Annotated in this window: 23 protein-coding genes; 12 read left to right on the plus strand and 11 right to left on the minus strand. The window is 61.8% G+C overall.

All coding sequences use genetic code 11. The annotated features are described in order from the left end of the window. Positions 1-14: 14 nt before the first annotated feature. From AC3YUO_RS10340 to murJ, 5 genes are read right to left on the minus strand one after another with little or no spacing between them, the layout of a single operon-like run. The gene (locus AC3YUO_RS10340) at positions 15-515 is read right to left on the minus strand and encodes a DUF4330 domain-containing protein (RefSeq protein ID WP_489962956.1); all 501 of its coding nucleotides are present in this window, start codon (positions 513-515) and stop codon (positions 15-17) included. Then, complete coding sequence (locus AC3YUO_RS10345) at positions 512-1,024, minus strand: DUF4330 domain-containing protein (RefSeq protein ID WP_489962957.1); 513 nt, start codon at positions 1,022-1,024, stop codon at positions 512-514. The genes AC3YUO_RS10340 and AC3YUO_RS10345 overlap by 4 nt, the downstream gene beginning before the upstream one ends. Further along, positions 1,011-2,144, minus strand: coding sequence for a glycosyltransferase family 4 protein (locus tag AC3YUO_RS10350; protein WP_489962958.1), 1,134 nt, complete (start codon positions 2,142-2,144; stop codon positions 1,011-1,013). The genes AC3YUO_RS10345 and AC3YUO_RS10350 overlap by 14 nt, the downstream gene beginning before the upstream one ends. Next, a complete protein-coding gene (locus AC3YUO_RS10355; protein WP_489962959.1) occupies positions 2,141-3,589 on the minus strand; it encodes an O-antigen ligase family protein in 1,449 nt (482 codons plus the stop codon). Before AC3YUO_RS10355 ends, AC3YUO_RS10350 begins: the two co-directional genes overlap by 4 nt. A gap of 3 nt (positions 3,590-3,592) precedes the next feature. After that, the gene (gene murJ, locus AC3YUO_RS10360) at positions 3,593-5,155 is read right to left on the minus strand and encodes a murein biosynthesis integral membrane protein MurJ (protein WP_489962960.1); all 1,563 of its coding nucleotides are present in this window, start codon (positions 5,153-5,155) and stop codon (positions 3,593-3,595) included. A gap of 260 nt (positions 5,156-5,415) precedes the next feature. Between murJ and AC3YUO_RS10365 the strand changes: the two genes are divergently transcribed. Next, positions 5,416-8,256, plus strand: a complete 2,841-nt coding sequence (locus AC3YUO_RS10365) for a phosphodiester glycosidase family protein (protein ID WP_489962961.1) — start codon at positions 5,416-5,418, stop codon at positions 8,254-8,256. Between the two features lie 32 nt (positions 8,257-8,288). Further along, positions 8,289-8,792, plus strand: coding sequence for an O-acetyl-ADP-ribose deacetylase (locus AC3YUO_RS10370; RefSeq protein WP_489962962.1), 504 nt, complete (start codon positions 8,289-8,291; stop codon positions 8,790-8,792). Positions 8,793-8,848: 56 nt separating this feature from the next. On the opposite strand, the gene AC3YUO_RS10375 is transcribed toward AC3YUO_RS10370, so the two are convergent. From AC3YUO_RS10375 to AC3YUO_RS10395, 5 genes are read right to left on the minus strand one after another with little or no spacing between them, the layout of a single operon-like run. Beyond that, positions 8,849-9,034 (minus strand): DUF6440 family protein, encoded by a 186-nt coding sequence (locus AC3YUO_RS10375; RefSeq protein ID WP_489962963.1) that lies wholly within the window; start codon positions 9,032-9,034, stop codon positions 8,849-8,851. Between the two features lie 21 nt (positions 9,035-9,055). Beyond that, positions 9,056-9,784, minus strand: a complete 729-nt coding sequence (locus AC3YUO_RS10380) for a hypothetical protein (protein ID WP_489962964.1) — start codon at positions 9,782-9,784, stop codon at positions 9,056-9,058. A gap of 10 nt (positions 9,785-9,794) precedes the next feature. Next, complete coding sequence (locus tag AC3YUO_RS10385) at positions 9,795-10,466, minus strand: hypothetical protein (RefSeq protein ID WP_489962965.1); 672 nt, start codon at positions 10,464-10,466, stop codon at positions 9,795-9,797. Between the two features lie 13 nt (positions 10,467-10,479). Further along, the gene (locus tag AC3YUO_RS10390; protein ID WP_489962966.1) at positions 10,480-11,367 is read right to left on the minus strand and encodes an ABC transporter ATP-binding protein; all 888 of its coding nucleotides are present in this window, start codon (positions 11,365-11,367) and stop codon (positions 10,480-10,482) included. Next, positions 11,364-11,744: a GntR family transcriptional regulator gene (locus AC3YUO_RS10395; RefSeq protein ID WP_489962967.1), complete on the minus strand. Its 381-nt coding sequence runs from the start codon at positions 11,742-11,744 to the stop codon at positions 11,364-11,366. The genes AC3YUO_RS10390 and AC3YUO_RS10395 overlap by 4 nt, the downstream gene beginning before the upstream one ends. A gap of 193 nt (positions 11,745-11,937) precedes the next feature. Between AC3YUO_RS10395 and AC3YUO_RS10400 the strand changes: the two genes are divergently transcribed. The 10 genes from AC3YUO_RS10400 to AC3YUO_RS10445 all read left to right on the plus strand — a co-directional run bounded on the left by AC3YUO_RS10400 (position 11,938) and on the right by AC3YUO_RS10445 (position 22,451). Continuing rightward, complete coding sequence (locus AC3YUO_RS10400; protein WP_489962968.1) at positions 11,938-13,392, plus strand: hypothetical protein; 1,455 nt, start codon at positions 11,938-11,940, stop codon at positions 13,390-13,392. A 39-nt stretch (positions 13,393-13,431) separates the two neighbouring features. Further along, positions 13,432-14,121, plus strand: a complete 690-nt coding sequence (locus tag AC3YUO_RS10405) for a response regulator transcription factor (RefSeq protein ID WP_489962969.1) — start codon at positions 13,432-13,434, stop codon at positions 14,119-14,121. A 261-nt stretch (positions 14,122-14,382) separates the two neighbouring features. Continuing rightward, positions 14,383-15,810 (plus strand): sensor histidine kinase, encoded by a 1,428-nt coding sequence (locus AC3YUO_RS10410; RefSeq protein ID WP_489962970.1) that lies wholly within the window; start codon positions 14,383-14,385, stop codon positions 15,808-15,810. A gap of 79 nt (positions 15,811-15,889) precedes the next feature. Continuing rightward, complete coding sequence (locus AC3YUO_RS10415) at positions 15,890-16,891, plus strand: DUF1385 domain-containing protein (protein WP_489962971.1); 1,002 nt, start codon at positions 15,890-15,892, stop codon at positions 16,889-16,891. A 41-nt stretch (positions 16,892-16,932) separates the two neighbouring features. Continuing rightward, positions 16,933-17,796: a peptide chain release factor N(5)-glutamine methyltransferase gene (prmC, locus tag AC3YUO_RS10420; protein WP_489962972.1), complete on the plus strand. Its 864-nt coding sequence runs from the start codon at positions 16,933-16,935 to the stop codon at positions 17,794-17,796. A gap of 89 nt (positions 17,797-17,885) precedes the next feature. After that, entirely contained in the window at positions 17,886-18,998 is a 1,113-nt protein-coding gene (gene recA, locus AC3YUO_RS10425; protein WP_489962973.1) for a recombinase RecA, read from the plus strand. Between the two features lie 3 nt (positions 18,999-19,001). Next, entirely contained in the window at positions 19,002-19,622 is a 621-nt protein-coding gene (locus tag AC3YUO_RS10430; RefSeq protein WP_489962974.1) for a regulatory protein RecX, read from the plus strand. 41 nt (positions 19,623-19,663) lie between these two features. Continuing rightward, positions 19,664-20,989, plus strand: coding sequence for a 30S ribosomal protein S12 methylthiotransferase RimO (gene rimO / locus AC3YUO_RS10435; RefSeq protein WP_489962975.1), 1,326 nt, complete (start codon positions 19,664-19,666; stop codon positions 20,987-20,989). Between the two features lie 30 nt (positions 20,990-21,019). Beyond that, complete coding sequence (gene pgsA, locus AC3YUO_RS10440; RefSeq protein ID WP_489962976.1) at positions 21,020-21,544, plus strand: CDP-diacylglycerol--glycerol-3-phosphate 3-phosphatidyltransferase; 525 nt, start codon at positions 21,020-21,022, stop codon at positions 21,542-21,544. Between the two features lie 28 nt (positions 21,545-21,572). Then, positions 21,573-22,451 carry a YitT family protein gene (locus tag AC3YUO_RS10445; RefSeq protein WP_489962977.1) on the plus strand — a complete coding sequence of 293 codons (879 nt, stop codon included), beginning with the start codon at positions 21,573-21,575 and terminating at the stop codon, positions 22,449-22,451. Positions 22,452-22,509: 58 nt separating this feature from the next. On the opposite strand, the gene brnQ is transcribed toward AC3YUO_RS10445, so the two are convergent. Beyond that, the gene (gene brnQ / locus AC3YUO_RS10450) at positions 22,510-23,817 is read right to left on the minus strand and encodes a branched-chain amino acid transport system II carrier protein (RefSeq protein WP_489962978.1); all 1,308 of its coding nucleotides are present in this window, start codon (positions 23,815-23,817) and stop codon (positions 22,510-22,512) included. Positions 23,818-23,925: the final 108 nt, after the last annotated feature.

The following is a 23,925-nucleotide window of genomic DNA, read 5'->3' on the forward strand; positions in this document are numbered from 1 at the left end:
GTTCCAGTGTTGTGTCAGCTCAGGATAGAGTAGATGCTGCCGGTGAACTGGGCATACATGGTGCAGAAGTTACGGGAGGAGTTCACGCCCAGGTCGTACACCCGGTTGAGCATATACCGGCCGTCGCTGATGAGGCCGGAGCCCTGGATGGTCAGCAGCATATCCACGCCATCCTCCACGGGGACGGTTTCAATGGTGCCGTCCGCGAACTCGCCCAGCTTTCCGCCGGGCTGAATCTCGATGTCGGTGATGACGCCCAGGGAGCCGCCGCCGCTGTTGCGGTCCTGGTCATACACGTGGTCGCCCACCTGAACGGCGTCGGCCACATAGGTGCGCACGCCCCGCACCAGCATCTGATAGGTGATGGTGCTGTCCGGGGTAGAGGTGGAGGTGATTTCGTTGTGGTTGGTCTTCACATACAGGGCAAAGGCCATCACAATGACCACGGCCACGACCACCAGGTCGATGATGCTGATTTTGCCGAAGAGTCGGCCGTTGCGATCAATGATTTTCATGCCTGCTCCTCCCGTTCAATGGAGATGATAGGGCCGCTGCCCATGTAGCCCTCGCCCCGGATGTAGGCGGTGGCGCCCACCCGGAGGGTGTAGCCGCCGTCCAGCAGAATGGTGTCATTGCTGTTGGTACAGGGGGCCTCCACGGTGACCAGAGCGTCCTCATAGCCGGAAATGGTGGTCAGGACATATTCCCGGTCTTCCTGGTCCAGAATCTGATATTGGGAGGGGACAACCTCCACCGAGACCACGTTGCCCAGCTTGTAGTTTTTGATGGTGTCCACCAGGGCGTCGCCGGGCTGAATGAGAGAGCCGGTGCCCTCCATGAGCCGCTGGAAGCGGATGGTATAGCGAACTGTTGAAGACGTTGTGGTGGTCGTCTCCCCCGCGGTGGAGGGGGCGGGCTTGAAGGCGTTCCACAGCAGGAAGGCGCCCACGGCCAGGGCCACAATGAGCACAATGCCGTCAAACAGATTCAGCCTCAGACGAAATTTCCCGTTATTTTGTTCCATGGGGATCTCCTTTCCGTACATCCAGATAGATACGCTCGATATTTTGGGCAAACACCGGACCGGTGAACTGGGCGTTGAAGCGCTCCTTGGCCCGCTGGCCCATGGCTTTGACCTCGTTGGGGTGGTCCATCAGCCGGGTCATGCACTTGCTGAGCGCCAGGCTGTCCTGGCTGGGGAAGACCAGACCGTTGACGCCGTGCTCCACAAGGAAGGGGTTGCCGCCGTAATCGCTGACGATGGAGGGCAGGCCCAGGCTCATGCCCTCCAGCAGGGCCAGGCTGGTGGCCTCAGTGCCGTAGGAGGCGTTGAGCTGCACGTCCAGAATGTTCAGAAGCTGGTCCACATCGGAGCGGAAGCCCAGCATCTGGACCACATCCTCCACGCCCATCTCCACCACGGCCCGGGCTACCTCCTCCTCAAAAGAGCCGGTGCCCGCCATGAGCACCCGGAAATTGGTGCGCCCCTGGTCCTTCAGCAGCTTGGCCGCGTGGACCAGATAGAGGTGGCCCTTATAGTCCTCCATCCGGGCCAGAATGCCGAAGACGAAGGTGTTTTTCTCCAGCCCCAGAGACTCCCGCAGGGCGGCACGCTCCTCCGGACTGGTTTCAGGCACCGGAGCGATGCCGTTCATGACCACGGTGATCTTCTTGGGAGAAATGCCGCTTTCCACCAGATTGTCCCGGGTGGCGGGGCTGACGGCGATGATGTGGTCGGCGTAGTGCTCGTTGATAAGCTTGTTCACCCAGCGGCCGGGGGGATATTTCAGCTTGGCCGGCACCGGGAATGCGGAGTGGCGGCTATATACCACTGGCACGTGGCAGCGCTTGGCGGCAATACGGCCGGAGAGCGCGCCGTGGGTGTGGACCAGGTCGGGCTTGACCTGGCGGATGAGGTCCTGGAGGAGCTTTACATCCTCCTTGTTGTAGGAGCGGTCGGCCATGCCGTCCACCTCATAGACCTGCACATGTTCGTTCTCCAAAGGTTCCTTTAACAGAGAGCCCCGGGGAATGGCCACCAGAGTTTCAAACTTTGTCCGGTCGGCGTAGCGCAGGTAGTTGAGAATGACCCGGCCTGCGCCGCCGATGTTGGTGTCACTGATGATATTCAGTACCCGCATCATACCAAGAGCCTCCCCTCGGGTAACTGACTGCGCCGGGCGGCCAGGGCTCCCAGAGCCAGATAGGCCCAGAAGAGGAACATCACCCGGTAGTTATAGAAGGAATAGTCCGTCATGGCCTGGACCAGAAAGCCGCAGACGCCGGAACCAAAGGCAATTTGGAACAGGCGGCTCTGCCAGTCCTTCTCCCGGCTGACGGCGGTGCACAGCATCCGGAAGTAGTGGAAAAGCAGCAGGAAAAAGACCACCAGAGCGCAGATGCCCGCGTCGCACACCATCTGGAGAAACAGATTGTGGGAGTGGGGGGCGTCGATGGAATTGTAGCTGTACGCGGGGTAGACCATGTTGAAGGCCGCGTCGCCGGGGCCGATGCCGCACAGCCAGTAGTCCTTGAGCATGGCCAGCACGCCCATCCAGATATACACCCGGTAAGAGGTGGAGTTGTCGGTGAGATCACCGATGCTGGTAAAGCGGGTGATGACCGTGTCCGGAAGGACAAAGTACATCACGATAAGGGCGAAGGGAGCCAGCAGGATGAGCCTGGGATTGAGGAAAAGGACGAAGATAGCTCCGGCAAAGAGCAGGGCCAGCCAGGCGCCACGGGAGAAGGTGAGAATCATGCACAGGGCCATGATGGCGCAGCAGCACAGGTAGAACACCCGCTTGCCCCAGGTCTTGGCTCCCAGCAGACAGGCCCCGCCCAGGGGGATGGTCAGCAGAAGGTACTGGCCCAGCATGTTGGGGTTGTCCAGGGTGGAGGGGACCCGGAAGTCGATTCCGGAGAACATGTCGCTGTCCACCCAGGCGGCGGACTGGTAGCCCCAGCGGAAAATGTACTGGAGGATTCCGTAGAAGGAGACCACCGTACCCGCCAGCACCACCAGGACGATGAGGGTGTCCAGCTGCCGCCGGCCGGTGACCGAGTTGTAGAGCACCACGGCGAAGAGAATGAAGGCCACGGACAGAAGGCCGGGCTTCAGGCTGGCCGCGCGGTTCACCGAGAAGAGGGTGCCGGCCAGATAGACGGCGGCGTACAGGATGACATAGCGGTTGATGGGGGAGTAGACCAGAGGCCTGCTGGGATCATGCACCAGGTTCAGAAGCAGGGAGGCGTATCCGATGGCCGCCAGAGCCAGCACCGCCATGGTGGGCAGCACAGGGGCCAGAACCACGGGCAGAGCACACCACACCCATACCTTTAAAAAGACACTGCCGGCAAACAGGCGGTCCAAATGAAGAAAATAGTAGATCCGGCACAAAATGCCCCGGAACCAGGACCACAGACGGAAGAAAATGCTGCTCCTGGATGACGCCTCCTCCCAGAGGGGCGGGTGGAGGAACCACTGAACTACGCCGCTGCGCTGCCACTGGCGGCCGAACCACAGGCACATGGCCATAAGGGCCCGCCACAGCACGCTGGCGTTTAAAATCTGTTTTGCTTGCTGCATAGCTTAACCTCGCTTTCCCAGACGTTTCACAAAGACAAGACCCAGCCGGGCCTCTTCCAGCCCCATAGCCAGAGTGAGCAGGGCGTACACCACCACGCCCACCAGAGCGCAGCCGCCCAGGCAGAGGAGCTCGCCCACCTTGCCTGCCGGGAGGAAGCTGGTGAGCAGGGCCTGTGCTCCCACAGCGGCCAGGCCGGTGGCAACGGCGGCCAGAAGCATCTTGCCAAGATCCCGGACAAAGGGGGCGTCCAGCACTCCTTCGCCCCGGCGCTCCATGGGGATGAGCAGCATGAGGGCGTACACCGTGGAGGACACCGCCGAGGCAATGGCCAGACCGGTGACGGACAGGGGCTCAGCCAACAGGGCGCACAGCAGAATGTTGACGCCGATGGATACGGCCCCGGCCACCAGAGGTCCGCGGCCCTCCTGCCGGGCGAAGTAGGCCCGGCTGAGGATGTTCTGCACCGCGTAGCCCGCCATGCCCAGGGACATCCAGATGAGGGCGGTGGAGGTGATGTCCACGGCGAAGTCGTCAAAGGCCCCGCCGCCGTAAATGAAGGAGATGAGGGGGCGGGCCACCGCCATGAGGCCGGCGGACATAGGCAGCACAAAGAAGAGGCTGCTGTGTACCGTCTGACGCAGGGTGTCCCGGAAGGCGCCCTCCTGCCCGCCGGCGGTGAGCCGGGAGAGCTTTGGGAAGATGACGTTGGTGATGGAGAGAATGAAGGTGCCCGTGATGACCAGATAGAGGTTGGAGGAGTACTCCATGGCGGACACCCCGGCTCCGTTGTAAAGCTGGGAGCCAAAGCGGGAGTTGATGGCCAGGGTGATGGGCTGCACCCAGGTGGACACCATCACCGGCGCCATCAGGGCAAAGACCTTTTTCATTCCCGGGGAGTTAAACTCAAAGCTGGGCCGGTAGCGGTAGCCCAGACGCCGCAGGGGCGGGATCTGAATGACCCCCTGGAGGAACCAGCCCACCAGATAGGCCCCGGCCAGACCGTAAATCCCAAACTTCTGGTCGCCGAAGAGGAAGTAGACGATGATGACCAGGTTGGACAGGGTGGACATGAGGGCGGGGGCGGTAAAGTGGTCCTGGGCCTGAAGCACGCCCACCAGGGAGAAGGCCACGCCGGAGAAGAACACCGTGGGGAACATCACCCGGGTGAGGGAGACGGCCAGCGCGGTGGTCTGGGGGTCGGAATAGTCGGCGAACAGGGCCACCAGAGGCTGGGGGAAGAGCATCCCCAGCACGGTGAGCACGGCGGTGAGCAGGGAGATGATGGTGATGAAGGAGCCGGCAAAGCGGAAGGCATCCTTTTTTCCCTTCTTTTCCAGGTACTCGCTGAACACCGGGATGAAGCAGGCGGCGATGGCCGAGGCAAACACCGCGTCAAAAAAGACCCTGGGGATGCGGCTGGCCGTGAAGAAGGCGTTGGCCTCCATTCCCACGCTGTAATGAACCGCCAGAAGCCGGTCCCGGTACAGACCCAGTATCTTCCCCAGGAGGGTGATCAGCATGACCGTGCTGATGGTTTTTGTGGCTTGATTGCGGGCGTCGTCCACGGCGTTCCCTCCTTGCTGCAGGTTGACAATCGACTTATTCTACACCAAGAATACCCTTTTTTCAACCTCTTAAGCCGGAGGTTTACAGCTTGTTTACACTTGTCCCCTGAGAAAATTTTCCGCGCTTCCGCCCCGCGGATTCTCCCTTTTTGGCGTTGAATCCCCTGGGGGGACCTGTTATAATGAAAACCAATCGGCCGGGCACATCGGACAGGCCCGGCTTTGTCCCATTGGCTACCATACGGAAAAAAGGAGCACCCATGAAACACACCGCAAAACATTTCCTGCGCCGGGCGGCCGCCTTTACCCTGGCGGCAATCCTGGCTCTTCCCACGGTCTATGCCGACGCCGGGGAGAAAAAGCTTCAGACCTCCGCCGACCTGACGGAGGGACTGACCTACCGCAACACGGTTACCGTCAACAACTCCAGCCGGGTGGAGAGCTTCTCCATGGAGCTCAGCCAGGACAGCGATGCCTATCCCATTTTCCTCCAGGCCTCGGGCACCGTCTATGGCGCGGCCACCATCAATAAGGCAGTCAGCTACGCCCAGTCCTTGGGCTACCACGTGCTGGGCGCCATCAACACCGACTTCTTTTCCACCTCCTCCGGCGTGCCCATCGGCATTGTCATTGAGGATGGAGTGTATAAGTCCAGCGCGGAACAAGAGGATGCCATCCTGATTACCGACGGACAGGTTGCCCTGTGTGAGAACCCCAAGGTGACCATGGCCCTCAATAACCAGCGCACCGGCTCCACGGTGAATCCTCAGCACCTCAATAAGTGGCGCAGCTCCACCGGCGGGCTCTATCTGCTCAACGAGGACTTCTCCACGGTCTCCACCCGCACCTCCGGAAATGGCTGGTATGTGCGCATGAAGCTGGTGGAGGGCAACTCCGACGATCCCCTGGGCATCTGGGGGAGCAGCGGAGATCAGAAGCTGACGGTGAACTCCACCCTGACCCTGGAGGTCACCGAGCTGCTTCGTTCCGATCAGGCCATTACCATCGGGGAGGATGAGTACATTCTCACCGCCCATGATGACAGCGGCTACGGCTTTGTGTATGATTCCTTCCAGGTGGGCGACAAGGTTACCCTCACCACCTCCTGCACCGACGAGGCCCTGTCCAAGGCCCAGTGGGCCAGCGGCGTGGGCGATGTCATGGTCAAGGACGGGAAGATGACCGACAGCTCCTCCTGGACCTACACCGGGGACGGACGCCAGCCCCGTACCGCTCTGGGCGTTAAGGCGGACGGCACGCTGGTGGTCTACGCGGTGGACGGACGGCAGTCCGGCTACTCCGTTGGCCTGAGCCAGAAGGATTTGGCCGATGAGATGCTCAAGCAGGGCTGTGTGTGGGCCGTGAACCTGGACGGAGGCGGCTCCACCGCCATCTCCGTGTGGATGCCCGGACAGAGCGGCCCCACGGTACATAATCTTCCCTCCGACGGTAAGCCCCGCAGCTGCGCCACCTATCTCCTCCTGGTCACCGATGACAAGGGAGACGGAACCGCCAGCCGCCTGGCTTTGGCAGAGGACGGCCTGACGGTTCTGTCCGGCACCTCGGTGACGCTGCCCCAGACGGTGGTGCTGGACAGCGGACTCAATATCCTCTCCAAGACCGCCGACGATGTGACCATTACCTCCCAGGGGCTTGGTACCATTGAAAACGGCGTCTACACCGCCGGAAGCCAGTCCGGGACGGATACCCTGAAGCTGCAGTCCCAGAGCCTGGATGTGGAGGGCACGGCCCAGATCCACGTGGTGAACAGCCTGACCTCCCTGACCATATCCAAACAGGGCAGCTCCAGCGCCCTCACCTCCCTCACCGTCAAGCCCGGTGAGACGGTGCAGCTGTCCGTCACTGGCAGCTATTGGGGCCGCACCGCCCTGCGGGACTGGAGCGGCGTCACCTGGACGGTGACGGGCGATGTGGGAACGGTGGATGAGAACGGCCTGTTTACTGCCTCCCCCAACGGCGGAAGCGGCACCATCACCGCCACGGCGGGCGGACTGTCCCAGACCATTCAGGTGGGCTTCAACAGCGTCCACAACGACGTGCCCAAGGGCCACTGGGCCTATGACGCGGTGGAGTACTGCTACGCCCACGGTATTACCAGCGGCATCTCCTCCACCGAGTTCGGCGCCGACTACCAGATTCAGCGGGCCGACTTTATGCTGATGCTCTATAATGCAGTGGGCCAGCCCGCGGTGACTTCCCCCTGCACCTTTACCGATGTGTATCCCACCGACTACTACTATAATGCCATCTCCTGGGGCCAGAGCGTGGGCCTGGCCGCCGGTACGGGCAATGGACTCTATACTCCCCATGAGCCGGTAAGCCGGGAGCAGGCCTTTACCATCCTGCGCCAGCTCATGCCTCTCGTGGGCAAGGAGTGCCCCGACGCCAGCCTGTCGGTGCTGGATCCCTTCCCCGATAAGGACGAGATCGCCGATTACGCCAAGGGCTACACGGCCACTCTGGTGGCCCAGGGCATCGTGGCCGGCGGAGACAACGGCATTGACCCCAAGGGAGCCCTGACCCGGGCTCAGATGGCGGTGATGCTGGTGAAGATCCTCACCTACACCCCCATCACTGATGTGCCCACGGATCCGGTGGATCCCCCGGCCAACACCCTGACGCTGGATCAGAGTGAGCTCTCCCTGACCTCGGGCCAGAGCACGGCCCTGAAGGCGACGCTGGACCCGGCGGTGGAAGGAGCCACCATTACCTGGAGCAGCAGCGACCCCGCCGTGGCCGCGGTGAACAACCAGGGTACCGTAACCAACCTGTACGCGGGGGAGGGCACGGCCAACGTGACCATCACCGCATCCTGGAACGGCCTGAGCGCCAGCTGCACCGTCTCCTGTGCCCCCGCTGCCAAGGTGGGCAAGGTGGTGAACGCCGAGGCGGGCCTGAACGTCCGCTCCGGGCCCGGAACCAGCTATGATGTCATCGGCGGCCTGACCAACGGTGCCCAGGTGGTGGTGCTGGAGGTAACGGACGGCTGGTGCCATGTGCTGTACTCCAACAAGAGCGGACAAGCTGCCACCGGCTATGTGTCCGGCAGCTATATGGAAGTGACCCAGCGGACCAACTGAGTGCCGCCAGGCGGCAGGGAGGAGCGCCGGATATGAAGTGCAGACTTTATGTAGGAGATATTACCAGGCTGAAGGTGGACGCCATCGTCAACGCCGCCAACTCCTCTCTGCTGGGGGGCGGAGGCGTGGACGGAGCCATCCACCGGGCCGCCGGGCCGGAGCTGCTGGCCGAGTGCCGCACCCTGAACGGCTGTCCCACAGGACAGGCCAAGGCCACCAAGGGCTACCGCCTGCCCGCCCGGTACGTCATCCACACCGTGGGACCGGTGTGGCACGGCGGCGGCCGGGGAGAGCCCCAACTGCTGGCCGACTGCTACCGCAACTCCCTGGCGCTGGCCCTGGAGCTGGGCTGCCGGACGGTGGCCTTTCCCGCCATCAGCACCGGAGTGTACCGCTATCCCCCGGAGCAGGCCGCGGAAATCGCGGTCCGTACGGTGGAGCAGTTCCAGAAGGAGCACCCGGAGGGGCCGGAGGTCATCTTCGTCTGCTTCAATGAGACGGCCAGGTCCGCCTACCAGCACCTGCTGGGAGACTGACAACAGAAACGGAAAAGCGCCCCGCCTTCCAAAAGGCGGGGCGCTTCTTTTTTCGTTTAATCCTGATGGACTACCGGGGAGATCACCGGCCGGCCATCCCGGTCCAGCAGTACGGTAAGACCGCCGGAGTAGCCCGAGGCGTGGTAGAGGTAGTTAACCCCAGTCTCCAGATCCACCCAAATCTCGTTGACGTTGGCCACACCCTGGGAATAAATCTTTTCAAACCGCTTGTTCTCGCTCATAACGGATTCCTCCTGAATGGCTTAATTTTTGATGGGAGCGCGAAGCAGGTACCGCACCGACCAGCCAAGGCAGGCCAGGCCGACAACTCCGCCCACAGCCGCCATGTACTGCCAGGGGAAGGTGAACCAGGACGCGTCCCAGGGGAGCAGCTGGGGAGAAAAGCAGATGGCCATCCAGATCACCAACAGGATCGAGCTTCCCCTCTGGCCGAAGCGGAGGATGAGCGCCCCCATGACAACCCCCAGCAGAACAGCAGCTGCAGCCAGCAGGGGAAACCACCACCAGTCCAGAGCGAAGTCCTCCACCAGCAGGGGATTGTTTCCAGCGGTGAGCTGGAAGCTGTGCCCGCCCCGACCTATGCTCAGACCGTCTGCCCCGGTGAGCCACATCCAGAACCGGGGAGCCGCCGCCCGCTCCAGCAGGGTCAGGAGGGCGGCAAAGCCCATGGAGCAGGCGGCCTCAAAGCCCACCAGCCCCAGGGTGAGCCCCAGGGCCCGCCGCCGGTTCTGACTGAACTTCACCGCCGTGGTGAAGTTCAGCAGGGAGTGCCCCAGGGAGAGGATCACAATGACAATGGCGGAGGTGATGGGCAGAACCGCGCCGGAGAGGAGCAGGCTGCTGTGCTCGCTGGCAAAGAAGAAGTGCAGGACAACGGCGGTGCCCAGGTGGAGGAGCAGGAACAGGCCGCCCACCACCCCAAGAGCAATCCACATATCGTCCAGATTGAGACGAATGAGTTTTTTCAGCACGGGATTCACCTCATTTCACGATAAAATTCCGGACGGTGTGCCATAAAAAACCCTCGCTTACCCCCACAATGGCCACGGCGCCGGCGGTGAGCCACAGGGGCAGGGAGACGAACAGGCCGGGTCCGAAGTCCCGGACGGCGCTGGAGGTGATGAACAGGGCCACCATGCCGGCGATGCCCAGCACGCCGGAGAGGGTGATGACCACAATGCCCGCTGCCTTACTCTTGACGAAAATGATGCCTGCCAGGCAGCCCAGGCACAGAATCACCAGACACAGCAGGGGGAAGAACCAGGAGGTAAAGCCGCACATCCGAAGTATGGGGAAGCGCTCCGGAAAGGCCCAGTTGAGCAGGGTGGGGAGGGCGGCCAGCACTCCCTGGAGCAGCCAGCTCACCAGGATATACAGCAGCAGGATGCCCTGGACGGCCCAGAAAAACCCGCGCCGGGTGGCGCCGAAGGACAGGGCCAGGTTGAGGTTGCTGGTGCACAGGGCAAAGGCGTAAATATAGAGGATCATCAGCACCATCAGAGGGAAGGCGGAAAAGTAGGTGGAAAACAGGTTGTCTGCTCCGCCGGATACACCGGTGAGCAGGGAGCCCACCGTAACTACGAGGGCGAAAATCAGCAGTGCCCCCAGATTAATCCAGGCGAACTGGAGGAGAAAACGGAAGGATTTCACCATAGCGGCGCCCTCCTCACTGTCCGTCTCCGTGCCCGCACAGGGCCACGAACACGTTCTGCAGGTTCATGGGGGAGACGTCCACGTCAGACTGGAGGGCGTTCTGAAGCTTCACGCCCCCGCCCCGGACGGCCACCGTCTTGTGCCGGCCCATCTGGTGAGTGGACAGCACCTCCAGCCCCTGGCACACCTGGTCCACCACGTCATCCCGGCCGGAGATGTACCGGAACTGGTCAACGAGCTCCTCGGTGGGGCAGTTTTCCAGAATACGGCCGTGGTCCAGGATGATGACATTCTCAAAGACGGAGGACGCCTCCTCAATGATGTGGGTGGAGACGATGAAGGTGCGCCCGGTCCGGGCGAAGTCCTCCAGCAGCAGCTGGTAAAACCGCTCCCGCATCACCACGTCCAGTCCCGCCGCCGGCTCATCCAGAATGGTCACCGGTGCGCGGCTGGCCAGGGCGATGAGGATGGTCACCATGGACATCTGGCCCTTGGAGAGCTGGGAAATTTTCTTCTTGGGGTTGAGACCGAACTCCTCCAGCAGCTTCTGGGCGTATTCCTTGTCCCAGCCGGGGTAGTAGATGGCTGCCGAACGGAGGTAGTGACTGATTTTCAGATTGTTGGGGCCGGAGAACAGGGTGGGCTGCAGCTCCCGGGAGAAGCAGAGCTGGTCCAATACCGCCTGATTTTCCCACACGGGCTGATCCCCGTAGGTCACCGTGCCGCTGTCCTTGGTGTTCTGCCCGGTGAGAATGCCCAGCAGGGTGGTCTTGCCCGCCCCGTTGCGGCCGATAAGGCCGTAAATTTTGCCCGGCTCAATGTCCAGGTCCAGATTGAATAATACCTGATTGGCTCCGTAGGACTTGCACAGCCCCTGGGCCTTCAATGCCTCAGCGCTCATTTTGCATCTCCTTCCTCAATGGCCCGGCTCACCATGGCCATCAGCTCCTCCCCGCTCAGGGCCAGGGAGGCCCCCTCCTTTACCAGGGGCTTGACAAAGCCGTCGTAAAAGGCGGCCTTCCGCTTGTTTCGCACGGCTTCCTCCGCGCCCGGGGAGACAAACATACCGATTCCTCTCTTCTTATACAGAATGCCGTCGGCCACCAGCAGGTTGATGCCCTTGGCGGCGGTGGCCGGGTTGATGTTGTAGCCCCGGGCCAGCTCGTTGGTGGAGGGAACCTGTTCCTCCTCCCGGTAGACCCCTCGGAGAATATCGTCCTCCAGCATGCGGGCAATCTGCAGATAAATCAGGGACTGATCATTCAGCGTTCCATGCACACAATCACCTCCGAATATGGCCGAATGTTTGTTGGTTCATTACTTGTGTAATTAACCATAGCACGGGTGAAGCTGCCTGTCAAGGTTTTTTGCAAAAAGCATCTGGCTTTTTGCGGGAATTGTGGTATGATGATAAACAGGATTTCTATGGGATGGGCCCGGCAGTGCCTGGGACGGAAAGGAAGTGGACGGCATGAGAAGAAAGTGGAAAAAGCTGCTGCTGCCCGCGGCGGCGATGCTGCTGCTGACCGGCTGTCTGTTTCGTCCCCCGGACGACCTCTACAAGCTGCCGGAGAAGTCCCCGGGCTATGAGCAGCTCAACAGCGCCATCCGTACGGTGCGCTCCGACCTGGAGATGAAGTACGGGACAAGCTGTGAGCTGGCGGTGATTGTGGGGGGCGAGAACACCGCCTCCATTCAGCTGCAGGATCTGGACGGTGACGGGGAGCGGGAGAGCGCCCTCACCTTTGTCCGGGTGCCGGGCATTGAAAAGGCCATCAAAATTTACATTTTCCGCCAGTTTGGGGAAGAATACAGAGTCACCGGTGTGGTGGAGGGCGACGGCGCCGCCATCTACTCGGTGGACTATGTGGACTTAAACGGCGAGGGGGAGAAGGAGCTGGTGGTCAGCTGGCAGATCTCCGCTGGCGTCTATCAGCTGGGCGCCTACACCCTGGACGAGCTGGGGGTGCCCATCCAAACGGAGGAGGAGTCGGCCCCTGCCGCCACGGTGCAGACAAAGGACTATTCCAACCTGTTGGCCACGGAGCTGCTGCTTACCAGCTGCAGCGGTGCCTCAGATGGGTCCAGCGGCTATGAGCTGATGGACATTGACCAGGACACCCGCATGGAAATTGCCGTTACCCGCATCGACTCGGCGGGTGTGGGCAGCCAGGTGGAGGTGTACGGCTGGCGGGACGGCGCCTTTGTCAGCCTGAGCAGCGCGGGGCTGTCCGCCGGAGTGGTTTCCCTGGTGCGGGTCCAGGCCAACTACCTGTCCGGAGAGTACTACCGGCCGGCCCTGTATGTCACCTGCGCCATGTCCGACGGAAGCCGGAACATTGATGTGCTGGCCTATCAGCAGGAGAAGCTGGTGAACCTGGCCCTGGAGGAGGATACCGGCGTCAGCCGCAATGTGCTGCGGGGCTATACCGAGGTCAGCCTCACGGACATCAACGGGGACTACGTGCTGGAGCTGCCGTCTCCCCGGCGCCTGCCCTCCATCAGCGAGGCGGTGACCTCCAACTTCTGGCTCATCGACTGGAGCCAGTACAACGAGAAGGGCAACTGCAACCAGGTCCTGACCACCTATCACAATGTGGCTGACTCCTGGTATCTCATCATCCCCGACAGCTGGAAGGATATGATTACCATTTCCCGCAACGACGCCCTCAGCGGACAGCGGGAGGTCATCTTCTCCCTGTGGCAGGGCGTGGGGGAGGACCCGGTGCCCTTCCTGAGTATCTATAAGCTCACCGGAAACAACCGCACGGCACGGGCCGCCTATGAGGGGCGGTTTATCCTGCGGGAGGAAGAAAATGTGATTTACGCCGCCGCCTTCTACGACTGCGATTGGGACTGCGGCCTGGACCAGACCAGCCTGATGGAGCACTTCAACACCATCCAGGCCAGCTGGTATAACGAATAAAGAACGGGCCTTGCGGCTGGGCAAAGGAGGAATGAGCCGATGAAAAAGATTCTGGTGCTGGAGGATGAGGAGAACATCCGCAGCTTTGTGGTCATCAATCTCAAGCGGGCGGGCTATCAGACCATTGAAGCAGCCACCGGCGAGGACGCCCTGGTGGCCCTGAAGGAGAACCCGGACGTGAAGGTGGCCCTGCTGGACATCATGCTTCCGGGCATTGATGGCTTTGAGGTGTGCCGCCGTATCCGGGCCATGGACAATAAAATCGGCATCATCATGCTCACCGCCCGCACCCAGGAGATGGACAAGGTCACCGGCCTGATGACCGGTGCGGATGACTATGTGACAAAGCCCTTCTCTCCCGCGGAGCTGACGGCCCGGGTGGATGCCCTGTTCCGCCGTACCGGAGGGGACCTGGACGCCAACTCCGCTGACGAGATCAACGATCCGCCCTTCCTCCTCAATGTGCGCAACCGCACCCTGGAGAAAAACGGCCAGCGTGTGAAGCTGACCCAGGTGGAGTACTCCATCGTCAAGCTCTTTATGGAGAACCCCGGAAAGGCACTGGCCCGGGAGGAGATCCTGGACGCGGTGTGGGGGAAGGACTACTTCGGCGAGCTGAAGATTGTGGACGTAAATATCCGCCGCCTGCGGATCAAGATTGAGGACAACGCCCAGAAGCCGGTGTATATCAACACGGTGTGGGGCTACGGCTATAAGTGGCGGGGATGAATCGACCTGCCCAGGCGTTGTCCAACCCCCGCACGGCGGGGGCGGCCGGCAGGCCGTAAATTCCCGACCCGGAGGGGCGGGGATTTCCAGAGGCGGAATTCACTTCCGCCGAGGATTGAAATAAGAAGGGTCCCCATGGGCCTGCGGCCCATGGGAATCCAACGCCCAGAAGCCGGTGTATATCAACACCGTGTGGGGCTATGGCTACAAGTGGCGGGGATAACAGAGAACCTGCCTATCCCATGAAAGGAGGACCGGCACATGTCCAAGCGGTTGGAACGCGGCGATAAAATGAAAATCCGGGGTATCCGCAAGCGCTGGCTGCTCAACAGCGTGGGCGTCGTACTGCTGATCCTGATTCTGGCAGTGGGTGCATTTGCCACCACCCTTTGGAATTACTACTACACCAGCACGGAGGACGACCTCTCCCGGAAGGCCAGCTCCACCGCCTCCAGCTTCAAGAACTATACCCAGGCGGAGTACAGCGCGGCAGCCCAGCAGACGGTAAACAACTACGAAGAGAAAAGCCAGCTGGAGCTGCAGTTTCTGGATGAAACGGGCGCAGTGGTCTACTCGGCCAACGCCCTGACCGCCGGCAGCACGCCGGGCACCCAGGACATCAAGGATGCCCTGGAAAACCAGATTACCCGGGCCTGGCGGGGCAAGGACCCCACCACCGGAGAGCGGATTGTGGCGGCCTCCAGCCCGGTGGTTTACCAGGGCGTGACGGTGGGGGTCATCCGGTATGTTACCTCCCTCAGCGCCATCGACCGCCAGTTTGCCTTCTCCATGGGAGTCATTGTTACCATTGCGCTGATCATCTTTGCCATGGTCTATTTCTCCAACCTCTACTTTGTCCGGTCCATTGTGGAGCCTCTGGCCAGCATCACGGAGACCGCCCGCCTCATTGCCGACGGCAGCTACGGGGTGCAGATTGAAAAGAAGTACGATGATGAGATTGGAGAGCTCACGGACACCATCAATGACATGTCTCTGAAAATCAAGCAGTCGGAGAAGACACAGTCGGAGTTTATCTCCTCCGTCTCCCACGAGCTGCGTACCCCCCTCACCGCCATCAACGGCTGGGCGGAGACCCTCCAGAGCGGCGAGCTGCAAAATCCCCAGGATGTGCGCAAGGGCATGGACATCATCGTCTCCGAGGCCCGGCGTCTGACCAACATGGTGGAGGAGCTGCTGGAGTTCTCCCGCATCTCCGAGGGGCGCTTTACCCTGGCGGTGGAGCCGTTGGATCTGAAGGCGGAGCTGGAGGACGCGGTGTATACCTACCGGGAGTTCTTCCGCCGGGAGGGCATCGAGCTCACCTACCAGGACTGCCCGGAGGAGAGCCTGCCCATCTCCGGCGACCCGGAGCGGCTGCGGCAGGTGTTCTGCAACCTGCTGGACAACGCCGCCAAGCACGGCGGCTCCGGCGGGCGCATCGACGTGTCCATCCACCAGGATATTCTGGACGCGGTCATCCAGATCCGGGACTACGGCCCCGGTATTCCCGAGGAGGAGCTACCCTTTATCAAGAACAAATTCTATAAGGGCAGCTCCAAGGCCCGGGGCTCCGGCATCGGCCTTGCCGTGTGCGAAGAGATTACCACCCGCCACGAGGGTACCCTGGACATCGGCAACGCCGAAGGGGGCGGCTGCCTGGTGACCATCCGTATTCCGATTAAAACATAAGTTCGATTGCCCTTGCTATTTTTCCGGCCTTCTGGTAGAATAGCCATGGATTTGTCCCAAGACAAAGGAGAACCAAGCTTTGACGACGCAACGACAAGAACAAACTCAGACCTGCTCCTCCGCCCAGGGCTGCCCCAAGGGCTTTAAAACCATGTGCGGCGGCCAGGCCCTGATTGAAGGCATTATGATGCGCGGCCCCAAAAAGCAGGCCGTGGTGGTGCGTAAGCCCGATGGGGAACTGGAGATTCAGGAGAAGGAACTGAAATTTATCAAGGACCGCTATCCCATCCTGGGCTGGCCCCTCATTCGGGGAGTAGTCAACTTCTGTGACGCCATGTATAACGGGGTAACGGCCCTGATGTTTTCCGCGGAGTTTTTCCCGGAGGACGAGGAGACGGAGGAGCCCTCCAAATTTGACCAGTGGCTGGAGAAGCGGCTGGGCAGCGACAAGGCGGCCTCGGTGATCACCACCATCGCGGTGGTGCTGGGCATAGCCATGTCCATCGGCCTCTTCTTCCTGCTGCCCACTCTGCTGGGGACCGCGGTGACGCTGGTCACCTCCTCCATGCTGGCCCGAAATCTGGCCGAAAGTATTTTGAAACTCTGTATTTTTGTGGGCTATCTGGCCCTGTGCTCCCAGCTGGGGGAAATGAAGCGGGTCTTCTCCTACCACGGGGCGGAGCACAAGACCATTTTCTGCTACGAGGCGGGCCTGCCCCTCACGGTTGAAAATGTCCGCAAGCAGCCTCGCCACCATCCCCGCTGCGGCACCAGCTTTTTGTTCATGGTCATTGCCATCTCCATCCTGGTGTCCACGGTGGTCTTTGCCATCTGGCCGGTGAGCAATGTGTTTTTGCGTTTTCTGGCCCATCTGGCCATGCTGCCCATCATTGTGGGCGTAAGCTATGAATTTAACCGCTGGGCGGGGCGGCATGACGGCCCCATCACCAAAATTCTGGTGGCGCCCGGCCTGTGGCTGCAGAACTTTACCACCTTTGAGCCGGATGACTCCATGATTGAAGTGGGCATCAAGGCTCTGGAACTGGTGCTGCCCGAAAAGAAGGGCGAGGACGCGTGGTGAGAGGGCCGGCCCGAGAAATCTGACAAGCTGAGGGTGAGAATATGGCAACTACCTACAACAATCTGTATCTGGACACCCGGGCCAGGCTGCGGAAGGCGGGGGTAGAGGCCGCACAGCTGGAGGCTCGGGAACTGGTGTGCTACGCGGCGGACAAGAGCCGGGAGCAGCTGTACCGGGATATGTCCCTGTACGTGTCGGCCCAGCTGGAAAAGCGGGTGGACGAGCTGGTGCAGCGCCGTCTGGACGGAGAGCCGGTGGCCTACATCATCGGGGAGTGGGAGTTTTATGGCCTGCCCCTGGACATTTCGCGGGACGTGCTCATCCCCAGAAGCGATACGGAGCTGCTGGCGGAGCGGGGCATCCAGCGGACCCGGGAGGCCGGAGAGGGCGCCCGGGTGCTGGACCTGTGCGCCGGAAGCGGCTGCGTGGGACTGGCCATCGCCGCCAATGTGCCCGCCTGCCGGGTGGTGCTGGGCGAGCTGTCCGAGGGCGCCCTGCGCATCTGCAAGCAGAATGTGCGGCGCAATGCCCTGAACGCCCGGGTGACCTGCCTGTCCGTGGACGCCATGGAGCCCCCCGCATCCTCACTGTGGGACTTTGACGTCATTGTGAGCAATCCCCCCTACATACCCTCCGGGGACATCGCCGGTCTGGACGGCTCGGTGCGGGACTACGAGCCCCATATGGCCCTGGACGGCGGCGAGGACGGCCTGGACTTCTACCGGGCCATCGCCGCCAAGTGGAAGCCCGCCCTGCGCCTGGGCGGCTCCCTGCTCTTTGAGGTGGGCATTGGCCAGGCTCCCCAGGTGGAGGATATTCTGGCCCAGAACGGCTACGAGAACATCCAGACGGCCCAGGACACCCAGGGAATCTGGCGTGTGGTGGAGGGCGTGCTGAACAATTAAAAGTCCGTATTAACGGACTTTATTTCTGCTACAATCCAGAGCATAGAGAGCAAGGCCGGGCGCGCCCGGCAGGAAAGGATGAAGTTTACATGGCAACCAAGAAGCCTGCTGTGGAGGCCGCGGCCCCCGCGTCCGATAAGAAGAAAGCACTGGAGACCTGTATGGCTCAGATTGAGCGGGCCTACGGCAAGGGATCCATCATGCGCCTGGGAGAGAACACCGGTATTGTGGTGGAGTCCATCCCCACCGGCTCCCTGTCCCTGGACATTGCACTGGGTATCGGCGGCGTGCCCAAGGGACGTATCATTGAAATCTACGGCCCTGAGTCTTCTGGTAAGACCACGCTGGCCCTGCACATTGTGGCTGAGGCCCAGAAGCGGGGGGGCGAGGTGGCCTTCATTGACGCCGAGCACGCTCTGGATCCCAGCTACGCCCGGGCCCTGGGCGTGGACATCGACTCCATGCTCATCTCCCAGCCGGACACCGGTGAGCAGGGTCTGGAAATCTGCGAGGCTCTGGTGCGCTCCGGCGCCATCGACGTGGTGGTTGTGGACTCGGTGGCCGCGCTGACGCCCCGGGCGGAGATCGAGGGCGACATGGGCGACAGCCACGTGGGCCTGCTGGCCCGGCTGATGAGCCAGGCCCTGCGCAAGCTGGCCGGCTCCATCGCCAAGACCAACTGTATCGTTATCTTCATCAACCAGCTGCGTGAAAAGGTGGGCGTCATGTACGGCAACCCCGAGGTGACCACCGGCGGCCGGGCCCTGAAGTTCTACGCCTCCGTGCGCATTGACGTGCGCCGCATTGAGGCCATCAAGGTCGGCGGCGAGGTGGTGGGTAACCGCACCCGGGCCAAGATTGTGAAAAACAAGGTGGCGCCCCCCTTCCGTGAGGCGGAGTTTGAGATCCTCTACGGCGAGGGCATCTCCAAGTGGGGCGAGCTGGTGGATCTGGCCGTCAAGCTGGACATCATCCAGAAGTCGGGCTCCTGGTTTGCCATGGGCGATCTGCGCATCGGCCAGGGCCGGGACGCCGCCCGGCAGTACCTGAAGGACAACCCGGAGATTGCCCAGCAGGTGGAGGACCAGGTGCGGGCCAATGCCTACAAGCTGATGAGCAAGCAGTCCCAGGCGGCGGCCAAGGCCGCCGGACGGGCGGTGGACGTGTCTGCCGACGACTTTGAGGACGGCAGCGAGGAGTAATCCATGGTCATCCAGGATTTAAAGCCCTCCAAGCGGGTGCCCGGCCGGTGGCTGGCCGCCATGGAGGACGGAAGCATCCTGCGCCTGGGGGAAAACGAGGTGCTGAGCTTCAACCTGTACGCCGGGCGGGAGCTCAGCGACCAGGAGGCCCAGGCCCTCACCCAGTCGGTGGAGCGCAGCGACCGCAAGCTGCGGGCCATGAACCTGGCGGCGGGGAAGCCCATCTCCCGCCGGGAGCTGGAGCGGAAGCTGGCCGGCTGGGGTGCGGGAGAAGAGGAGCAGGAGGCTGTGTGCAGCCGACTGGAGGAGCTGGGCTACCTCAACGACGCCGCCTACGCCGCCCAGGTGGCCCGTCACTACTGGGGCCGGGGCTACGGCCAGCGGAAGATCCAGGATGAACTGTACCGCCGGGGGATTCCCCGGGAGCTGTGGGACCAGGCACTGGAGCAGTGCCAGGACCCGGCAGAGGCCATTGATGCCTTTCTGGCCAAAAAGCTGGGCGGAGGGCCGGTGGACCGCAAGGAGCTGCAGAAGGTCTCCGCCGCCCTGGCCCGTCGGGGCTACCAGTGGTCGGATATTTCCGACGCCCTGCGCCGGTATGGGGCAGAGGTGGAGGAGGACTGAGGGCCCAGGGCCCGGAAGGAAGAAGAACAGGAGCGAAGAAGATGCCTTATAAAGTAGCCTTTATCTCCCTCGGCTGTGCCAAAAACCTGGTGAACACCGAGCAGATGATGGCCCTGTGCCGCAAGGCGGGCCACATCGTCACCGGGGACGCGGAGGGAGCCGACGTGGCGGTGCTCAATACCTGCGGGTTTATTGAGTCGGCCAAGAGCGAGGCCATTGACAACATCCTTCAGCTGGCTCAGCTCAAGGAGCAGGGGAAGCTGAAAAAACTGCTGGTAGCAGGCTGTCTCACCCAGCGCTATCCCGAGGACATCCGCACGGAGCTGCCCGAGGTGGACGGCATGCTGGGCACCGGCAGCTACACCGACGTGGTGGCCGCGGTGGAGGAGCTGATGGCGGGGGAGAAGGCCGAGCACTTCGGCGATATCCACCGCACCTATGAGGACGGAGAGCGGCTGGTGACCACTCCGCCCTACACCGCTTATCTGAAGATCGCCGAGGGGTGCAGCAATGGCTGCGCCTTCTGCATTATTCCCAAGCTGCGGGGCCGCTACCGCAGCCGCACCATGGACACCCTCCTGGCTGAGGCCAAGGGCCTGGCCGACTCCGGGGTACAGGAGCTCATTGTCATCGCCCAGGACATCACCCGCTATGGGCTGGATTTGAGGGACGGAAGCTCCCTGGCGGGCCTTCTGAGGGAGCTGTGCAAGCTTCCCTTCCACTGGATTCGCCTGCACTACCTCTATCCTGAGGCCATCACCGATGAGCTCATCGAGGTTATTGCCTCCCAGCCCAAGATTCTCCACTATCTGGACATCCCCATTCAGCACTGCAACGACGCCATTCTCAAGGCCATGCGCCGCCGGAACACCAGGGCGGAGCTGGAGGAGCTGTTTGCCCGGCTGAGAAAGGCCATTCCTGACCTGGTCATCCGTACCTCCCTCATCTGCGGTCTGCCCGACGAGGGGGAGGCGGAGTTTGAGGAGCTTTGTGAATTCCTCAAGGAGCAGAAGCTCCAGCGGGCGGGGGTGTTCCAGTTCTCTCCCGAGGAGGGAACTCTGGCCGCCGCTATGGACAACCAGGTGGACCCGGAGGTGGCCCAGCGCCGGGTGGAGCTGGTGGTGGATCTCCAGTCCCGGGTGATGGACGAGTGGAACGAGGAGCGCCTGGGCACCGTGATGGAGGTGCTGTGTGAGGGCTTCGACGGAGAGGCGGGCTGCTATGTGGGCCGCACCTATGCCGACTCGGTGGACATCGACGGCCACGTCTACTTCACCGCCGCTGGGCTGGTGCCCGCCGGAACCTTTGTCCCCGTGCGTATCACCGGCGTCTCCGACGGCGATCTCACCGGTGAGATTGACGAATAAGGAATATGAAGTTTTGAGGTGTAATAGGATATGAATACCGCCAACAAGCTGACCATCCTGCGGGTGATTATGATCCCCGTGTTCCTGCTGGTGCTCTACCTCCATGTGCCCGGGGCCAACTACTGGGCCCTGGCCATCTTCGTACTGGCCAGCCTCACTGACACGCTGGACGGCTATATCGCCCGGCACTATAACCAGATCACCGACTTCGGCAAGTTTATGGACCCCCTGGCGGACAAGTGCTTGGTGACCGCGGCTATGCTGTGGTTTGTGGAGATTGGCCAGATGCCCGGCTGGGCCCTGCTGGTGGTCATTATCCGGGAGTTCGGCGTGTCAGGACTGCGCATGGTCGCCGCCGACAAGGGCCGGGTCATTGCCGCAGGCTGGTCGGGCAAGGTGAAGACTGCCTCCACCATGGTATGTATTGTCCTGATGCTCCTGCCCATTGCCCCTTGGATTAACAGCATTTGTGTGGCGGTCATCGTGCTGACCACCATCTACTCCGGCGTGGAGTATTTCATGAAGAACTTGGATGTTTTGGCCGAGGTGAAGTGAGCCCGGCCCCGGCGAAGGAGAACCGATTATGCCGACCAACCCCAAACAGAGCCGGATGCAGGAGGCCGTCATCCGATTGCTGGTGGTGACTGTGTCCTCCCTGATTATGGCTCTGAACCTGAAGAGCTTTGTTCAGACGGGCGATCTGTTTCCCGGAGGCTTTACCGGAATTACCCGACTGCTCCAGCGCTGCGCGTTGGAGTTTGCGGGGATCGAGATTCCCTTCTCTCCCATCAACCTGGCGCTGAACGCGGTGCCCGCCGCCATCAGCTACAAGCTGGTGGGCAAGCGGTTTACTCTGTACTCCTGCCTGTCCATCGTACTGGTGAGCTTTTTTACCGACCTGGTGCCCTCCATGCCCATCACGGAGGATATACTGCTCATCTGCATCTTCGGCGGCCTCATCAACGGCTTTGCCATCAGCCTGTGCCTGCGGGTGCGTATTACCAGCGGAGGAACGGACTTCATTGCCATTGCCCTGTCCGAGCGGAAGAATATTGACGCCTGGAACTACATCCTGTGCGGCAACGTGGCCATGCTTACCATTGCCGGCCTGCTTTTCGGCTGGGATAAGGCCCTCTACTCCATCATCTTCCAGTTTACCTCCACCCAGGTCATCCGCATGATGGACCCTGAGAGCAAGCGGGCCACCCTCTTTATTGTCACCGGCCGGGAGAGCGCCGGAGGCGTCTGTGCCCAGATTCAGGACACCCATCACACCGCCACGCTGGTGGAGGGGGTGGGCCTCTACAACGGGGAGCCCTGCGTGATGATTTACTCAGTGGTGGCCAGCAGCCAGATCCGCCAGCTCACCCGCAAGGTGCGGGAGGCGGACCCCAAGGCCTTTGTCAATGTGCTGCGCACCGAGCAGCTCCACGGAAACTTCTATCGACGACCCAGAGATTAAAAAAGAACGGATACGTCCGGAAAAGAGGACGTATCCGTTCTTTTTTTGCTTTTTGCAGTCAGGCAGCCTTCCGGGGGGGAAGGAGCAGGCCGATGACCACACCGACCAGAGCAGGTACCACCCACCCCAGGCTCAGATTGGCCAGGGGCAGGGCGGAGAGGGGAGCGAGGAGGGGGAGCTTCGTAAGCCGCTGCAGCTCCAGCAGGACGCTGGCAATTCCGGTACACAAAATGGCGGCGGGATAGACCGCGGGATGGTTCTGAATCCACCGGTGGGCGAAGGAGAGGAGGATAAGGACGATGGCCACCGGGTAAATGATGTTCAGAACGGGGACGGAGAAGGTGAGAATCTGGCTCAGTCCCGCGTTGGCCAGCAGCATGCTCACCAGAGCGAACAGGATGGCCCAGCTCCGGTAGCTCAGACGGGGGCACAGCCCGTGGAAGTATTCCCCACAGGAGCTGATGAGGCCCACGCATACGTTGAAGCAGGCGATGACAAAGATGGCGGCCAGAATGACGCTGCCCAGAGAGCCGAACAGCAGGGGTACCACGTTGGTGAGGGCCTGGGTGCCGTCGCTGGGGTTGGGCACTGCGCCGCCGGAGATGGCGCCGATGTGGGCCAGCATGGAGTAGACGGCAAGCAGCATGGCCCCGGCGATGAGACCGGCACGCACGGTCTCCTTCACCACGGCCCCAGATTCCGTTACACCCCGGGCCTGGATGTTCAGGGCAATGACGATGCCGAAGGCCAGAGCGGCGATGGTGTCCATAGTCTGGTAGCCGTCCAGGAAGCCGGCGGCCACCGCCTTCACCGGGTTGTCCCACCGCAGGGCAGGGGCGCCGTAGCCCTCCAGAGGATTGAGAAGGCAGGCGGCAAAGGTGATCACGATGAGGGCCACCAGAATGGGACAGAAGATTTTGCCCAGCCGGTCGGTGAGCTTTTCCGGGCGAAGGGCAATGAGCAGGGCCAGGGCAAAGAATACCAGGGAGTAAATCAGCCGGAAAAGGGAGATGGGGGCGTCCGCGCCCACAAAGGGGGGCACTGCCATCTCAAAGGAGGTGCTGGCGGTACGGGGAATGGCTAAACAGGGGCCGATGGCCAGGTAGGCCACGATGGTGAAGCCCTTGGCAAAGGCGGGGTGGACCCGCCGTCCCAGCTGGTCGAGGCCGCCGGAGCGGGCCACCGCCACCACGCCCAGGACCGGAAGGCCCACGGCGCTGATGGCCAGACCCAGAACGGCAAACCAGGTCATGGTGCCGGCCTGGGCGGCGATGCCCGGGGGGAAAATCAGATTGCCGGCTCCAAAGAACATGGAAAACAGCGTAAACCCTACCAGCAGAGTGTCTTTGACGCGCAGTGATTTCACAGGGGATCCTCCTTTTGAAAAAGCAGAGAGTTCAGAGAATGGAAGGCTGTCCCGGCCGGAAAACGGCCACTCCAAAACGGGGCCGCGGACGGTCTGAGCGGCCCTTCC

The sequence above is a fragment of the Pseudoflavonifractor sp. HNCC25GI2 genome, assembly GCF_058136395.1.

What these genes read in the sequence shown, in the direction of transcription:
- AC3YUO_RS10400 (WP_489962968.1), top strand. Translation starts at nt 11,938, where the DNA reads ATGAGAAGAAAGTGGAAAAAGCTGCTGCTGCCCGCGGCGGCGATGCTG.
- AC3YUO_RS10405 (WP_489962969.1), top strand. Translation starts at nt 13,432, where the DNA reads ATGAAAAAGATTCTGGTGCTGGAGGATGAGGAGAACATCCGCAGCTTT.
- AC3YUO_RS10340 (WP_489962956.1), bottom strand. Translation starts at nt 515, where the DNA reads ATGAAAATCATTGATCGCAACGGCCGACTCTTCGGCAAAATCAGCATC.
- AC3YUO_RS10375 (WP_489962963.1), bottom strand. Translation starts at nt 9,034, where the DNA reads ATGAGCGAGAACAAGCGGTTTGAAAAGATTTATTCCCAGGGTGTGGCC.
- AC3YUO_RS10355 (WP_489962959.1), bottom strand. Translation starts at nt 3,589, where the DNA reads ATGCAGCAAGCAAAACAGATTTTAAACGCCAGCGTGCTGTGGCGGGCC.
- prmC (WP_489962972.1), top strand. Translation starts at nt 16,933, where the DNA reads ATGGCAACTACCTACAACAATCTGTATCTGGACACCCGGGCCAGGCTG.
- AC3YUO_RS10390 (WP_489962966.1), bottom strand. Translation starts at nt 11,367, where the DNA reads ATGAGCGCTGAGGCATTGAAGGCCCAGGGGCTGTGCAAGTCCTACGGA.
- AC3YUO_RS10350 (WP_489962958.1), bottom strand. Translation starts at nt 2,144, where the DNA reads ATGATGCGGGTACTGAATATCATCAGTGACACCAACATCGGCGGCGCA.
- pgsA (WP_489962976.1), top strand. Translation starts at nt 21,020, where the DNA reads ATGAATACCGCCAACAAGCTGACCATCCTGCGGGTGATTATGATCCCC.
- rimO (WP_489962975.1), top strand. Translation starts at nt 19,664, where the DNA reads ATGCCTTATAAAGTAGCCTTTATCTCCCTCGGCTGTGCCAAAAACCTG.
- AC3YUO_RS10410 (WP_489962970.1), top strand. Translation starts at nt 14,383, where the DNA reads ATGTCCAAGCGGTTGGAACGCGGCGATAAAATGAAAATCCGGGGTATC.
- AC3YUO_RS10370 (WP_489962962.1), top strand. Translation starts at nt 8,289, where the DNA reads ATGAAGTGCAGACTTTATGTAGGAGATATTACCAGGCTGAAGGTGGAC.
- recA (WP_489962973.1), top strand. Translation starts at nt 17,886, where the DNA reads ATGGCAACCAAGAAGCCTGCTGTGGAGGCCGCGGCCCCCGCGTCCGAT.
- AC3YUO_RS10445 (WP_489962977.1), top strand. Translation starts at nt 21,573, where the DNA reads ATGCCGACCAACCCCAAACAGAGCCGGATGCAGGAGGCCGTCATCCGA.
- AC3YUO_RS10385 (WP_489962965.1), bottom strand. Translation starts at nt 10,466, where the DNA reads ATGGTGAAATCCTTCCGTTTTCTCCTCCAGTTCGCCTGGATTAATCTG.
- AC3YUO_RS10430 (WP_489962974.1), top strand. Translation starts at nt 19,002, where the DNA reads ATGGTCATCCAGGATTTAAAGCCCTCCAAGCGGGTGCCCGGCCGGTGG.
- AC3YUO_RS10345 (WP_489962957.1), bottom strand. Translation starts at nt 1,024, where the DNA reads ATGGAACAAAATAACGGGAAATTTCGTCTGAGGCTGAATCTGTTTGAC.
- AC3YUO_RS10365 (WP_489962961.1), top strand. Translation starts at nt 5,416, where the DNA reads ATGAAACACACCGCAAAACATTTCCTGCGCCGGGCGGCCGCCTTTACC.